Below are 12,859 nucleotides of genomic sequence, written 5' to 3'. Positions count from 1 at the left end.
GGGAACTGCGCGATCAACCACGCACAACCCGCGCCCGCAAACCACGCACAACCCCCGAATTCTCAGGCGCAGCAGTCCGAGTCCAGCCCACTGGGCAACTCATCCCCACCGAACACCTGGCACGTGGCCTCATGCCCACCCAACGCGGCCACGGCCAGCAACAACGAACCCGCGGTCCACGTGGTCAACTCCCGCGGCCAGATCGCCTCGTCGTCAAAGACGTAACCGGTCCAGTAGAGCCCGCTCTCGGCGTCCCGCAGATGCTGAATGGACTGCAGCACCTCCAACGCCCGGTCGGACTCGCCCATCGCCCACAACGCGAGGGCGAGTTCGGCCGACTCCCCACCCGTCACCCACGGGTTGGGCACGACGCACCGCACCCCGAGCCCGGGCACCACGAACCGGTCCCAGTCCTCCTCGATACGGGCCTTGGCCTCGGCCCCGGTCAGCGCACCGCCCAGCACCGGGTAGTACCAGTCCATCGAGTACCGGTTCTTGTCGAGGAACCGCTCCGGATGCCGCCGTATCGCGTGCCGCAACGCACCGGCCGCCAACTCCCAGTCCGGCTGCGCCTCTTCCCGCTGCTCGGCGATGGCCAGCGCGCACCGCAGCGCGTGGTGGATCGAGGAGCTGCCGGTCAGCAGCGCGTCCGCCGTGTCCGTGCCGTCGTCGTCGCGCCGCCAGCCGATCTGCCCGCCCGGCTGCTGCAGGCGCAGCACGAACTCGACCGCCGCGTAGACCGCCGGCCACATCCGCTCCAGGAACGTGTCGTCGCCGGTGGAGAGGTAGTGGTGCCAGACGCCCACGGCGATGTAGGCGACGAAGTTGGTCTCCCGGCCCCGGTCGGTGACGTCGCCGGAATCCCCGTCGGCGTAGGCCGCGTACCAGGTGCCGTCCTCGTTCTGGTGCCGGGCCAGCCACAGGTAGGCACGCTCGGCGGCCTCGTGCTCGCCTGCCGTGTCGAGGGCCATGGCCGCCTCGACGTGGTCCCACGGGTCGAGGTGGTGCCCCCGGAACCACGGGATCGCACCGTCCTCGCGCTGCACGGCGAGGATGCCGGCGACGGTCGCGGCGGCCTGCCCCGCGGTGAGGACCCCGGGCAGGACCAGATGTTCCGTCCGGGGGGTCGTCACTTGGCGTCCACCCGGGGGAGATGGGGCTTGGTCGCGTACGCCACGAAGCTCTTGCCGATCAGGGGGTTCAGCGCCTGCTCGGCGACCCGGGTGGCCAGCGGCTTCTTCATGATGTCCCAGACCAGGAGCTTGTGGTACGCCCGCACCGGCAGCGCCTTGTCGTTGTCGACGCCGAACGCGCACTTCAGCCACCAGTAGGGCGAGTGCAGCGCGTGGGCGTGGTGGGTGCCGTAGGGCTTGAGGCCGGCCTCGCGGATTCTCGCCAGGAGCTCGTCGGCCTTGTAGATGCGGATGTGGCCGCCCTCGACCTCGTGGTACGCGTCGGAGAGGGTCCAGCAGACCTTCTCGGGGCCGTACCGCGGGACCGTGATGGCGATGCGCCCGCCGGGCTTGAGCACCCGCACCATCTCCGCGAGGACGCCCTTGTCGTCCGGTATGTGCTCCATCACCTCGGAGATGATGACGACGTCGAAGGACTCGTCGGGGAAGGGCAGCGCCAGGGCGTCGCCCTCCATGGCCGTGGCGGTGGCTCCGTCCGGGGCCTCACCGGCCTCCTTCATCGCCGCGAACCACTTGGCGACCTCGCGGATCTCCTCGGCGTTCTGGTCCAGCGCCACGACCTGCGCGCCACGCCGGTAGCACTCGAACGCGTGCCGGCCGGCACCGCAGCCGAGGTCCAGGACGCGGTCGCCCGGCGCGAGCGGGAACCGGGAGAAGTCGACGGTCAGCACGTGGCCCTGCTTTCGGAGTTGACGCCTTCTACATCTGTGGGGGCTGCGGATGCGGGGGCCGTGGGCACAGCACGGTCGGTACCCGTGACGCCCGCCGGGGAGCGGTCCGTCCCGACGCCCTCGGATCCGGCGATCGCCTCGCGGTACCTGGCCACCGTGCCCTCCGCCGCCCTGGCCCAGGTGAAGTGCCGCAGCACCCGTTCGCGCCCGGCCGCTCCGAGCCGCGCACGCAACTCCGCGTCGCCCAGCAGCCGGCCCAGACCGGCGGCCAGGGCGCCCGCGTCCCCCGGGGGCACCGCCAGGCAGGTCTCCCCGTCACGGCCCGCGACCTCGGGTATGGCGCCGCCGGTCGTGGCGAGCAGGGGCGTGCCCGTCGCCATGGCCTCCGCGGCCGGCAGCGAGAAGCCCTCGTAGAGCGAGGGCACGCACGCGACCTGCGCCGAGCGCACCAGGTCGACGAGTTCCGCGTCGGAGATGCCCTTGACGAACTCGACGGCGCCGGCGAGGTCGTACCGTTCCATCGCCTGGGCGACGGGCCCCTCCGTGGGCCGCTTGCCTACGACGACGAGGTGCGCGCCGGGGTGTTCCGTGCGCACCTTGGCGAGCGCCTCGACGAGATGGACCAGGCCCTTCAGGGGCACGTCCGCGCTGGACGTCGTCACGATCCGGCCCGGCACCACCGGCACCGAGGGATCCGGCGAGAACAGGTCGGTGTCGGCGCCGATGTGGACCACGTGGATCCGGTCCTGGCGTACACGGAGGTGGTCGACGATCTCCTGGCGGGACGTGCCGGAGACGGTGAGCACGGAGGGGAGCCGGCGGGCCACGCGCTTCTGCATGCGAGTGAAGGCGTACCAGCGGCGCACCGAAAGGCGCCGCTTCCAGCCGTCCGCCGCGTCCAGCTCCAACTGCCGGTCGACGGTGATGGGGTGGTGGATCGTGGTCACCAGGGGCGCGCCCACGTCTCCCAGCAGCCCGTACCCGAGCGTCTGGTTGTCGTGGACGACGTCGAACTCGCCGCGGCGGGCCAGCAGATGGCGGCGGGCGCGCAGCGAGAACGTCAGGGGCTCGGGGAAGCCGCCGGTCCACATGGTCGCCACTTCGAGCGCGTCGATCCAGTCGCGGTACTCGTCGCGCTTGGGCGTGCGGAAAGGATCCGGCTGGCGGTAGAGGTCGAGGCTGGGCAGCTCGGTGAGGCTCTGGCCGTCGTGCCCCTCGTCGAGGACGGGGTAGGGCTGGGCACCGATGACCTCGACACGGTGGCCGAGGCGGGACAGTTCGCGCGAGAGGTGCCGGACGTAGACGCCCTGGCCGCCGCAGAACGGGTTCCCTTTATAGGTGAGGAGCGCGATGTGGAGCGGTCGCAAGCCGTCGGCGGCGGGGTCCTCCGAGGGCCCGGCCTCCCTGGCCTCAGCGGTCACTCTGGCCCCCTTCTCCCTGCACTGTCCCGCGAGATTACGCCGGGACGCTAATCTAGAACAAGTTTCAGACTTGATCGTTCGGAGGCACTGAATCTACCGGCAGGTAGCGGCGCTGTGAGCAGTGGATCAGGTGATTCACGCCACGGCCGAGCCGTGCCATGCTGTGTGATCACTCGCCCTCACGGACCGTCACGGAACGGGACCCATGCCCGCGGAAGCCAAGGTGAACACAGTGGCCAAGGTGGAAGCCAGAGCCGCAGCCCCCGCCTCCCCTCCCCTCACGGAGCGACAGGAGGCCCGCCGTCGCCGCATCCTGCACGCGAGCGCGCAACTGGCCAGCCGGGGCGGTTTCGACGCCGTGCAGATGCGCGAGGTCGCGGAGTCCTCACAGGTGGCGCTCGGCACCCTCTACCGCTATTTCCCTTCCAAGATCCATCTGCTGGTCGCCACGATGCAGGACCAGTTGGAGCACATGCACGGCACGCTGCGGAAGAAGCCCCCGCGGGGCGACTCGGCGGCCGAGCGGGTCGCGGAGACGCTGATGCGGGCCTTCCGCGCCCTGCAGCGGGAACCACATCTGGCCGACGCGATGGTCCGCGCCCTCACCTTCGCCGACCGCAGTGTGAGCCCGGAGGTCGACCAGGTCTCACGGCAGACGACGGCAATCATCCTGGACGCGATGGGGCTGGACGACCCGACCCCGGAGCAGCTCTCCGCGGTCCGGGTCATCGAGCACACCTGGCACTCGGCGCTGATCACCTGGCTGTCGGGCCGCGCCTCGATCGCCCAGGTGCGGATCGACATCGAGACGGTGTGCCGGCTGATCGCCCTGACGAAACCGGAGGAGCAGGGGCCGGAAGGGCAGCAGTAAGACCTACGAGACGGGTTCCCTTCGCCGGCATGGTCCGGATCAGGTGCTGGGGGTCGCCTTCCGGCCGCCCGGCCTCTCGGCCTTGCGTCCTTCCGGCCTCTCAGCCCTACCGTCGCAGTCGGCACCGGCGGACCCAAAACCTCTGGCTTCCTGCCACCGTCGGCTACTCCGGTCGGACTCCCTCACTCGCCTCGTAGGCCGACTTCCAGAATAGAACACTCACCCGGGAATGAACCCCCCGGAAGCATTATTTTTCGGGCGCTATTCCTCCGGCGGGAACACCGCCTCGCCACCGCCCCCCAGCGTGATCACGATCGCCTCCACCGGACAGCTCTCCGCCGCCTCCAGTACCCGCTCGTTCGCGTCCGTGTCCGGGGCGACCGGATGGGACTGGCGGGCGTGGTCGAGGCGGAAGCCGTCCGGGGCGTGGTGGACGCACTGGGCACTGCCGATGCACAGCGAGCGGTCGACCTCGACGTGCCAGCGGTCGCCCATCTCTAGGCTTCCGCCGGGAGGTGGATCATCTTGTGCTCCAGGTACTCCCCGTATCCCTCGGGCCCGAACTCCCGCCCCAGGCCCGAGTTCTTGTAGCCGCCGAAGGGGCCCAGCATGTCCAGGCTGAAGGTGTTGACCGAGTACGTGCCCGTGCGGACCTGCCGGGCGATCTCGATGCCGCGCTCGACGTCGGCGGTCCAGACGCTGCCGCTCAGCCCGTAGTCGGAGTCGTTGGCGATCTTCACGGCGTCGGACTCGTCGTCGTAGGGCAGCAGGCAGATCACGGGGCCGAAGATCTCCTCGCGGGCGATGCGCATCGAGTTGTCGACGTCGCCGAAGAGGGTCGGCTCGACGTACCAGCCGCGATCGAGGCCGGCCGGACGCCCGCCCCCGGTCAGGATCTTCGCGCCCTCCTCCTGCCCGATGCGGATGTAGTCGAGGTTGCGCTGCTGCTGCCGCCTGGCCACGAGCGGGCCCACCTGGGTGGCGGGGTCGAGCGGATCACCGACCACGAGCGCGCCGGCCGCCGCGGCGAGGGCGTCGGCGAACTCGTCGTAGCGGGAGCGCGGGAGCAGGATGCGGGTCTGGGCGACACAGGCCTGGCCGTTGTTCATCCAGGCAGCGGGGGCGATGCCCGCCACGGCCGTCCCGACGTCCGCGTCGGGCAGGACGACGGCCGCCGACTTGCCGCCCAGTTCGAGCGTCACCCGGGTGAGATTGCGCGCCGCCACCTCCATCACCCGCTTCCCGGCCGCGACCGACCCGGTGAAGGACACCTTGTCGATGCCGGGGTGCCCGACCAGGTACTCGCTCACCTCCCGGTCGGCGGGCAGGATCGACAGCACGCCCTCGGGCAGTCCGGCCTCGCGGGCGATCTCGCCGAGCAGATACGCGTCCAGCGGCGACTCGGGCGAGGGCTTGAGGACGGCCGTGCAGCCGGTGAGCAGCGCGGGGGCGAGCTTGGCGGCGGCGACGAACTGCGGGACGTTCCAGGGCACGACGGCGGCCACGACCCCGACGGGTTCGCGCCGCACGAGAATGCGGCCGAGCACGCCGTCCCGGGACTCCTCGTAGGTGAAGTTCCGCGCGACGGTGATCGCCGAGTCCCAGACCATCACCGCGCCGAAGGCCTGGGCGAGGACGCTCCAGGAGTACGGCGAGCCGTTCTGGCCGGAGATCACGCGGGCGATCTCCTCGTGCCGGGCGACGATCCCGTCCTTGATCCGGCTCACGACCTCGATCCGCTCGTCGAGGCTCATACGCGGCCAGGGCCCCTGCTCGAACGCCCGCCGCGCGACCCCCACGGCCCGGTCCACATCCGCGGTCGAGGCGTGCGGGACGCGTCCGATGACCTCTTCCGAGTGCGGCGAGATCACCTCGATGACGCCCTCGCCCAGGGGGTCGGTCAACTCCCCGCCGATGAACAGCTGTCCGTGTTCCACGAGCTCGGTCATGGCACATGCCTCCCGGGGACGGGGCCCGTTCCTGACGGTGCTTCAGAACTGATACCAGTTCTAGTTGAAGTAGTCCACGGACGGGATCGCGACCGGCCGTTGCGGTCCGCTCTAGAGCTCCGCGTCCCAGCGCGCCTGCAGTGACGCGCCGCCGGCGAGGATGTCGTCGAGGAACCCGGACAGTTCTTGGAGGGCGTCCAAGGCGCGCTGGAGGTTCGGGCGCCGCTCGCCGTTGGCGATGGCGAGGTGGAACCAGATGAGGGGGTCTGCCCACACACGCCGATCCGGCTGCGCGAGGAGGTCGCAGAATTCCCTGTAGCTCCTGAGTCGCCCTTCGGGTTCAAGGATGGCGTCGACGCCGATGCTGGACTGTGTCGCGTAGTAGACATCACAGGCGGCGAAAGCCACATGGACCTTCAACATCAGGGCGGACAGCCTTGTGTCGTCCTTCCCCGGCAAGCGCAGGAACGGTATGTCGTGACGGGTGCGAGTCATCTGGGCGAACAAGCAGGCGGTCATCCAGACGCTGGACGTCAGCGCAACTCCGGTTCCGGCGAACCAGCTGGCGCTCTTGTCGTCGATCTCGCGCGGTTCGTTGAGGACCTGAGCCGGCCTGTAGCAGCCATGTCGATCGACAGAGGTGGCGTAGAGGGAGAGCCGGTGGTGTGCTTCAGCAGCGTGCCACCTGAGGGGGTTGAGGTGCGAGACGTTCTGAGTCTCGCGTTGCGTGCGTTTGTCGTCGCGCCGTTGCTGATGGCTGGTCAGCCACACGAGCCCCAGGGAGATGGCGCCTGAGGTCAACGCCGAGACCAGCGCTACCGAGAGGGTGTTCACGCAACTGTCTCCTTCGCGCGTGTCCATGATGGCCGAAGCCGGCAAGCCTATGGGAGCGGTTGCGCTCGTTCTCTCCTCAGCCCAACACCCTCTAGAGTCAGTCGACTTGGGCGACCTTTGGAACCAGTTCTAGTTATAGTGGGCAATGGCCATGGGTCGCGGGGTCGGAGGGCAGATGAAGAGCAGCCAGGACGGGCCCGTGCACGACCACGGTGGAGGTGTTCGGTCCCTCCGGGTGCCCATCCCGGACAACCCGCTCGGGCACACGCTCGTGTACGTCGTCGACACCGACCGGGGGCCGGTCCTCATCGACACCGGCTGGGACGACCCGGAGTCCTGGGACACCCTCGCGGACGGCCTCACGGCCTGCGGCACCTCGGTGGGCGAGATCCACGGCGTGGTCATCACCCACCACCACCCGGACCACCACGGTCTGTCCGGCCGGGTCCGCGAGGCGTCGGGGGCCTGGATCGCGATGCACGCGGCGGACACCGCGGTCGTACGACGGACCCGTGAGGCCCGGCCCGAGCGCTGGTTCTCGTACATGACGGCCAAGCTCACCGCCGCCGGTGCGCCCGAGGAGCACATCGCCCCGCTGCGCACACCCCGGCCCCGCGCCCTGCCCGGCCTCTCCCCCGCCCTGCCCGACCGCGACATCGTCCCGGGCGAACTGCTCGACCTCGCCGGACGCCGCCTGCGCGCGATCTGGACCCCGGGGCACACGCCCGGCCACGTCTGCCTCCACCTGGAGGAGGACCACCCCGCACGACTCCCTGGACACGGGCGCCTGTTCTCCGGCGATCACCTGCTGCCCGGGATCACTCCGCACATCGGCCTCTACGAGGATCCGGACGACGCCACGGTCACCGACCCCCTCGGCGACTACCTCGACTCCCTCGAACGCGTGGGCCGGCTCGCCCCCGCCGAGGTGCTCCCGGCCCACCAGCACCCGTTCCCGGACGCCGCCGCCCGCGTACGGGACCTGCTCACCCACCACGAGGCCCGCCTCACCGCCCTGCGAGCCCTCCTCGCCGAGCCGCTCACGCCCTGGCAGCTCGCCGAGCGTATGGAGTGGAACCGCCCCTGGGAGCAGATCCCGTACGGCTCCCGGAACATCGCGGTCTCGGAGGCCGAGGCACATCTGCGCCGCCTGGTGAAGCTGGGCCGGGCGGAAGCGGTGCCGGGGAGCGAACCGGTGACGTACGTGGCCGTCTAGGCGTCTGCGAGACCATCAGGGCAGGGTGCTAGAACCAAGTCCATGGACCCCATCGAGCACCTCCTCGCCGAACGTGCCTGCGAGCGTCTGATCCTCGACTTCGCCCACCGGCTCGACCTGGGCGACCCCTCCTCCGTCGCCGGGCTGTTCACCGAGGACGGTGTCTGGCAGTGGCCGGAGGGCGGGCGGCTCATCAAAGGCCGTGACGCCCTGGGCGCCTACTTCGGCTCCCGTCCCGCCGACCGGCTCTCCCGCCGCATGATGTCCAACGTCCTGGTCACGGTGGAGTCCCCGGACGCCGCCAGGGCGATCTCGTACTTCACGACGTACCGCGTCGACGGTTACGACGGCGGCGTCATCCCGGCCGGGCCGCCCGTCCAGGTGGGCCACTACGAGGACGAGTTCCGGCGGGCCGACGGGCCCTGGCTGGTCACGTCGCGGACGCTGCACCTGCCATTCGGCGGGCCCACACCGCGGCCGAACTCGCCTTTGGCATAAGCCGGATGAGGTCAGGGCAGGGCCTCTAGGATGAACGAGCCGCGGCGCCCCCACGCGTGCGGCGTTGCGTACCACCGCAAGGAGACATGCCCATGGGCACCGAAGAGGCCGCTCGTACGTCGCCCTTCAGCGGAGTCCTGGACGGGAGGTCGGCCGGGCCCATGGTGCCTCGGCTGGCGCTGGGCGCCCGGCTGCGCAGGCTGCGGGACGCGCGAGGCATCGGCAGGGCGGAGGCGGGTGACGTCATCCGTGCCTCTCCCTCCAAGATCAGCCGCATGGAGGCGGGCCGCCACGGGTTCAAACTGCGGGACGTAGCCGACCTGCTCACGTTCTACGGCGTCACGGACGAGGCCGAACGCGCCACACTGCTGGCGCTGGCCGAACAGGCCAACACCCACGCCTGGTGGCAGTACTACAGCGACGTGGTGCCCTCCTGGACGCAGAACTACCTCGGTGCCGAGCAGGCCGCGAGCGTCATCCGCTGCTACCAGATACAGCGCGTTCCCGAGCTGCTCCAGACCCCCGACTACGCGCGGGCCGCCGTCCAGCTCACCCACGTCGACGCCGCCGCGCGCGAGATCGACCGCCGGGTCGCGTTGCGGATGACCCGGCAGCGGATCCTGCACCGGCAGCCGGGCACGGCCCGGCTCTGGGCGGTGATCGACGAGGCGGCGCTGCGGCGCCCGGTGGGCGGGCCGGCGGTGATGCGTGCTCAGCTCAGACATCTCATCGAGATCTGCCGGCTGCCGCAGGTCACCGTCCAGATCCTGCCGTTCCTCTCCGGCGGGCATGCCGCGGAGGGCGGTCCGGTCACCATTCTGCGGCTGCCCGGCGGCCAGTTGCCCGACGTCGTCTACCTCGAGCAGCTCACCACCGCCCTCTATCCCGACCGGCCGGCCGACATCGAGCGCTACTGGGATGCCATGAACCGGCTGGTGGTCGAAGCCGAGTCACCGGACGAGACTCCGACCATCCTGCACCGCCTCCTTCAGGAGACCTGAAAGGTCAGGCCTTGGGGTTCAGGCCTTGGGGTTCAGGCCTTGCGGGCTACACCGCCGTACTGGTGCACCTCCGCCGGCAGGCCCAGGGCCTCGGCGTCGGGACGCCAGCGCGAGCAGGACGTGACGCCCGGCTCCAGCAGCTCCAGACCGTCGAAGTAGCGGGCGATCTGCTCGGGGCTGCGCAGGATGTACGGGATCGAGCCGCCGTCGTTGTACTGCTGGATGGCCGAGACGTAGTCCTCGCTGGTGTCCGTGGAGTCGTACTGCACCAGATAGCTGCCGGGCGGCAGGGCCTCCACCAGCTGCCGCACGATCTCGCGCGCCTCGTCGTGGTCCTCGATGTGGCCGAGGATGCCCATTAGCATGAGCGCGACGGGCTGGTCGAAGTCCAGCGTCTTCCCGGCTTCCCGGACGATCGTGCTCGGCTTGCGCAGGTCGGCGTCGACGTAGTTGGTGACGCCTTCCGGTGTGCTGGTGAGCAGCGCGCGGGCGTGGGCCAGCACCAGCGGGTCGTTGTCGACGTAGACGATCCGGCTCTCCGGGGCCACCCGCTGGGCGATCTGGTGGGTGTTGTCCACGTTGGGCAGCCCGGTACCGATGTCCAGGAACTGGCGGATGCCCTCTTCGGCGGCGAGATGGCGTACGGCGCGGGCGAGGAAGTAGCGGGCGGCGCGGGCCCCGGTCTCGATCCCGGGGAAGATCTCGCGGAACGCGTCACCGGCCACACGGTCGACTTCGTAGTTGTCCTTCCCGCCCAGCCAGTAGTTCCAGATCCGGGCCGAGTGCGGAACCGAGGTATCGATCTTGGAGAGCGGCTCCTGCTCGGAGTTCTCCACCTGGTCAGTCATGGACGCTCCTGCGTGTGGTCGTGGAGCTTCACGTTAACCGGTTTGCCCCACGGACAGGATCAACTCCTCGGCGTGGTCGAGCAGTTCGACCTCCATCCGGCTCATCGTCAGACCTCTCGTCGATCTCGTACACATCGGCGCGGCGGCCCGAGCCGGGGAGCCTCCCGGGCGGTGTCGTCGGCATGGGGCGAAGGTACTCTCGGCCGTTTTGCTACTTCCGGGTACAGTAGGCGGGTCGTCATCACCCGTACAGGGAGAAGCCGGTGCAATTCCGGCGCTGACCCGCAACCGTGAACCGCCCGCTGAGGCAGGCGGTGAGCCGGATCGCCCCGTACGGATCGTGACCGGCTCACGTGCCCGGCGCCCGCCGGTGCACGGCACCGTCGAGGTATACGGGGCCGAGCCGCCGGGGTGTCCCGTGCTGCCCGGCTCCCTCACAGGGAGAGGCACCCGCCGATCATGAACGTCCGCCGCAGCGCCGCCGTCCTGGCCGCCGCCACCGTGATCGGCGCCGCCACGCCGGCCGCCGCCGCACCGTCACCGACTCCGTCCCAGGCGTTCCCCTCCGCCCTGTACGGCGACAAGGACCCCAAGTTCGACGGCGTCTGGCGCCAGTCGCTCGCCTTCCTCGCGCAGGACACGGTGGGTGAGAAGCCCGCCGCCAAGTCCGTCGAGTGGCTGGTCCGGCAGCAGTGCGAGGACGGCGGGTTCGCCGCGTACCGCCCGGACCCCGCCGCCGCGTGCGACGCCAAGACCATGCTGGACACCAACGCCACGTCCGCCGCCGTCCAGGCCCTCGCCGCGCTCGGCGGGCAGGACGCCGTCGCCGACAAGGCCGTCGGCTGGCTGAAGTCCGTCCAGAACAAGGACGGCGGCTGGGGCTACGCGCCCGGCGGCGCCAGCGACACCAACTCCACCTCCGTCGTCATCGGCGCGCTGACCGCCGCCGGTGAGAAGCCGGACCAGGTCGAGAAGGGCGGAAAGTCGCCCTACGACGCCCTGCTGAAGCTCGCCCTCCCCTGCGGCGGGAAGGACGACGGCGCCTTCGCGTTCCAGCCCGACAAGAAGGGCGAGCTGACCGCCAACGCGGACGCGACGGCGGCCGGTGTCCTCGGCGCCCTGGGCAAGGGCATGGTGGTGGAGGCCGGGAAGAAGTCCGACGCCACCTGCACGGAGGACCCCTCCACGCCGCAGCAGGCCGCAGGCAACGGGGCCGCGTACCTCACGCAGACCCTCGCCGAGGACGACGACCACCTCACCTCCGCCCTCGCCGGCGCGGCCCCCCAGCCCGACCACGGCAACACCGCCGACGCGGTCGTGGCACTCGCCGCGCAGGGCGAGACCGCGCAGGCCGAGAAGTCCGTGCGGTGGCTGGAGAAGAACTCGGCCGACTGGGCCGGGCAGGGCGGCCCCGCCGCCTACGCCCAGCTGATCTTCGCCGCGCACGCGACGGGCACGAACCCGCGTGACTTCGGCGGCACGGACCTGGTGAAGCAGCTCAACGCGACGGGCCCGGCCCCGCAGGCCCCCGAACAGCCCTCGGCGGCCGACGAGAAGGACGACTCGGGGTCGGGCTTCTTCGGCGTCTGGTGGTACGTCGGGGTCTGCCTCGTCGCCGGTATCGGCATCGGCTTCCTCTTCACCGGCCGCAAGAAGAAGCAGCAGTCGTGATCCGCCGGGCCGTTCTCCTCCTCCTGGCCTCGCTCCTGCTGATCGCGGGCGCGAGCCAGGCCCAGGCCGCCGGCTACCGGTACTGGTCGTTCTGGGACCGCGAAGGCGACCGCTGGGTCTACGCCACGCAGGGCCCGTCCATGGCCCGCCCCTCGGACGGCGACGTCCAGGGCTTCCGCTTCGCGGTGAGCGAGGACTCCGCCGAGGCGGCCCGGCCACGCGGCACGGCCGACTTCAAGACCATCTGCGCGAAGACCCCCGCGCGGGACGGCGAGAAGCGGGTCGCGCTCGTCATCGACCCCGGCACGAAGGCGGACGCCCCCCAGGGCGAGACCCCGCCCCCCGCCCGGACGGCCTGCGCCCGGGTCTCCCCCGACGCGACCACGGCGGAGGCCCTCGCGACGGTCGCCAAGCCCCTGCGCTACGACACGAACGCCCTGCTGTGCGCGATCGCGGGCTACCCGGAGAAGGGCTGCGGCGAGCAGGTGGCGAGCTCCCGGGAGTCGACACCGGCGGCGAAGAAGGACACGTCCGACGACAACGGCCCGTCCCTGGGTCTGCTGGCGGGCATCGGCGTGGTGGCGGTCCTGGGGGCGGCGGCGATCTGGCAGGTACGGCGGCGTGACCAGGCTTAGCAGCGCGGACCCGCTCAGCGACGCGCCCTCCCACCCCCCGCGCCGGCCCCG

At 70.8% G+C, this 12,859-nt stretch carries 13 protein-coding genes and 1 riboswitch; of the genes, 6 read left to right on the top strand and 7 right to left on the bottom strand.

Annotated elements, in window-relative coordinates; all coding sequences use genetic code 11:
• Window positions 1-62: 62 nt before the first annotated feature.
• The 3 genes from ACZ6I3_RS01760 to ACZ6I3_RS01750 are packed head-to-tail and all read right to left on the bottom strand — an operon-like array spanning window position 63 to window position 3,285.
• Window positions 63-1,133 carry a prenyltransferase gene (locus tag ACZ6I3_RS01760; RefSeq protein WP_469410869.1) on the bottom strand — a complete coding sequence of 357 codons (1,071 nt, stop codon included), beginning with the start codon at window positions 1,131-1,133 and terminating at the stop codon, window positions 63-65.
• Window positions 1,130-1,864 carry a class I SAM-dependent methyltransferase gene (locus ACZ6I3_RS01755; protein ID WP_469410868.1) on the bottom strand — a complete coding sequence of 245 codons (735 nt, stop codon included), beginning with the start codon at window positions 1,862-1,864 and terminating at the stop codon, window positions 1,130-1,132. Before ACZ6I3_RS01755 ends, ACZ6I3_RS01760 begins: the two co-directional genes overlap by 4 nt.
• Window positions 1,858-3,285, bottom strand: a complete 1,428-nt coding sequence (locus ACZ6I3_RS01750) for a glycosyltransferase family 4 protein (protein ID WP_469410867.1) — start codon at window positions 3,283-3,285, stop codon at window positions 1,858-1,860. Before ACZ6I3_RS01750 ends, ACZ6I3_RS01755 begins: the two co-directional genes overlap by 7 nt.
• Window positions 3,286-3,490: 205 nt before the next feature.
• Between ACZ6I3_RS01750 and ACZ6I3_RS01745 the strand changes: the two genes are divergently transcribed.
• Window positions 3,491-4,156, top strand: a complete 666-nt coding sequence (locus ACZ6I3_RS01745; RefSeq protein WP_469410866.1) for a TetR family transcriptional regulator — start codon at window positions 3,491-3,493, stop codon at window positions 4,154-4,156.
• 261 nt (window positions 4,157-4,417) lie between these two features.
• Here the strand turns inward: ACZ6I3_RS01745 and ACZ6I3_RS01740 are convergent, their stop codons facing one another.
• The 3 genes from ACZ6I3_RS01740 to ACZ6I3_RS01730 form a co-directional block, all read right to left on the bottom strand.
• Window positions 4,418-4,651, bottom strand: a complete 234-nt coding sequence (locus ACZ6I3_RS01740; protein ID WP_469410865.1) for a ferredoxin — start codon at window positions 4,649-4,651, stop codon at window positions 4,418-4,420.
• A 2-nt stretch (window positions 4,652-4,653) separates the two neighbouring features.
• Entirely contained in the window at window positions 4,654-6,105 is a 1,452-nt protein-coding gene (locus tag ACZ6I3_RS01735) for an aldehyde dehydrogenase (RefSeq protein ID WP_469410864.1), read from the bottom strand.
• 111 nt (window positions 6,106-6,216) lie between these two features.
• On the bottom strand, window positions 6,217-6,939 hold the full coding sequence (locus ACZ6I3_RS01730; RefSeq protein WP_469410863.1) for a hypothetical protein: 723 nt from the start codon (window positions 6,937-6,939) through the stop codon (window positions 6,217-6,219).
• Between the two features lie 175 nt (window positions 6,940-7,114).
• On the opposite strand from ACZ6I3_RS01730, the gene ACZ6I3_RS01725 reads away from it, so the two are divergent.
• From ACZ6I3_RS01725 to ACZ6I3_RS01715, 3 genes are all read left to right on the top strand, one after another.
• Window positions 7,115-8,155, top strand: a complete 1,041-nt coding sequence (locus ACZ6I3_RS01725; protein ID WP_469410862.1) for an MBL fold metallo-hydrolase — start codon at window positions 7,115-7,117, stop codon at window positions 8,153-8,155.
• 42 nt (window positions 8,156-8,197) lie between these two features.
• Window positions 8,198-8,653: a nuclear transport factor 2 family protein gene (locus ACZ6I3_RS01720; protein ID WP_469410861.1), complete on the top strand. Its 456-nt coding sequence runs from the start codon at window positions 8,198-8,200 to the stop codon at window positions 8,651-8,653.
• A 92-nt stretch (window positions 8,654-8,745) separates the two neighbouring features.
• Window positions 8,746-9,654 carry a helix-turn-helix domain-containing protein gene (locus tag ACZ6I3_RS01715; protein WP_469410860.1) on the top strand — a complete coding sequence of 303 codons (909 nt, stop codon included), beginning with the start codon at window positions 8,746-8,748 and terminating at the stop codon, window positions 9,652-9,654.
• Between the two features lie 32 nt (window positions 9,655-9,686).
• On the opposite strand, the gene ACZ6I3_RS01710 is transcribed toward ACZ6I3_RS01715, so the two are convergent.
• Window positions 9,687-10,502: an SAM-dependent methyltransferase gene (locus tag ACZ6I3_RS01710; RefSeq protein WP_469410859.1), complete on the bottom strand. Its 816-nt coding sequence runs from the start codon at window positions 10,500-10,502 to the stop codon at window positions 9,687-9,689.
• 211 nt (window positions 10,503-10,713) lie between these two features.
• A riboswitch (cobalamin riboswitch) is annotated at window positions 10,714-10,819 on the top strand.
• A 142-nt stretch (window positions 10,820-10,961) separates the two neighbouring features.
• On the opposite strand from ACZ6I3_RS01710, the gene ACZ6I3_RS01705 reads away from it, so the two are divergent.
• Both ACZ6I3_RS01705 and ACZ6I3_RS01700 read left to right on the top strand, forming a co-directional pair.
• Entirely contained in the window at window positions 10,962-12,173 is a 1,212-nt protein-coding gene (locus tag ACZ6I3_RS01705; RefSeq protein ID WP_469410858.1) for a prenyltransferase/squalene oxidase repeat-containing protein, read from the top strand.
• Window positions 12,170-12,808 (top strand): SCO2322 family protein, encoded by a 639-nt coding sequence (locus ACZ6I3_RS01700; protein WP_469410857.1) that lies wholly within the window; start codon window positions 12,170-12,172, stop codon window positions 12,806-12,808. Before ACZ6I3_RS01705 ends, ACZ6I3_RS01700 begins: the two co-directional genes overlap by 4 nt.
• The last annotated feature ends 51 nt before the right edge of the window (window positions 12,809-12,859 follow it).

The sequence above is a fragment of the Streptomyces sp. NPDC041940 genome (genome assembly GCF_055589465.1).
Note: the sequence above shows the minus strand (reverse complement) of the source record. Positions and strands in the feature narration are given on the sequence as shown.

Coding starts and splice junctions, on each gene's coding strand:
- ACZ6I3_RS01745 (WP_469410866.1), top strand. CDS start 3,491: ATGCCCGCGGAAGCCAAGGTGAACACAGTGGCCAAGGTGGAAGCCAGA.
- ACZ6I3_RS01740 (WP_469410865.1), bottom strand. CDS start 4,651: ATGGGCGACCGCTGGCACGTCGAGGTCGACCGCTCGCTGTGCATCGGC.
- ACZ6I3_RS01735 (WP_469410864.1), bottom strand. CDS start 6,105: ATGACCGAGCTCGTGGAACACGGACAGCTGTTCATCGGCGGGGAGTTG.
- ACZ6I3_RS01725 (WP_469410862.1), top strand. CDS start 7,115: ATGAAGAGCAGCCAGGACGGGCCCGTGCACGACCACGGTGGAGGTGTT.
- ACZ6I3_RS01720 (WP_469410861.1), top strand. CDS start 8,198: ATGGACCCCATCGAGCACCTCCTCGCCGAACGTGCCTGCGAGCGTCTG.
- ACZ6I3_RS01715 (WP_469410860.1), top strand. CDS start 8,746: ATGGGCACCGAAGAGGCCGCTCGTACGTCGCCCTTCAGCGGAGTCCTG.
- ACZ6I3_RS01710 (WP_469410859.1), bottom strand. CDS start 10,502: ATGACTGACCAGGTGGAGAACTCCGAGCAGGAGCCGCTCTCCAAGATC.
- ACZ6I3_RS01705 (WP_469410858.1), top strand. CDS start 10,962: ATGAACGTCCGCCGCAGCGCCGCCGTCCTGGCCGCCGCCACCGTGATC.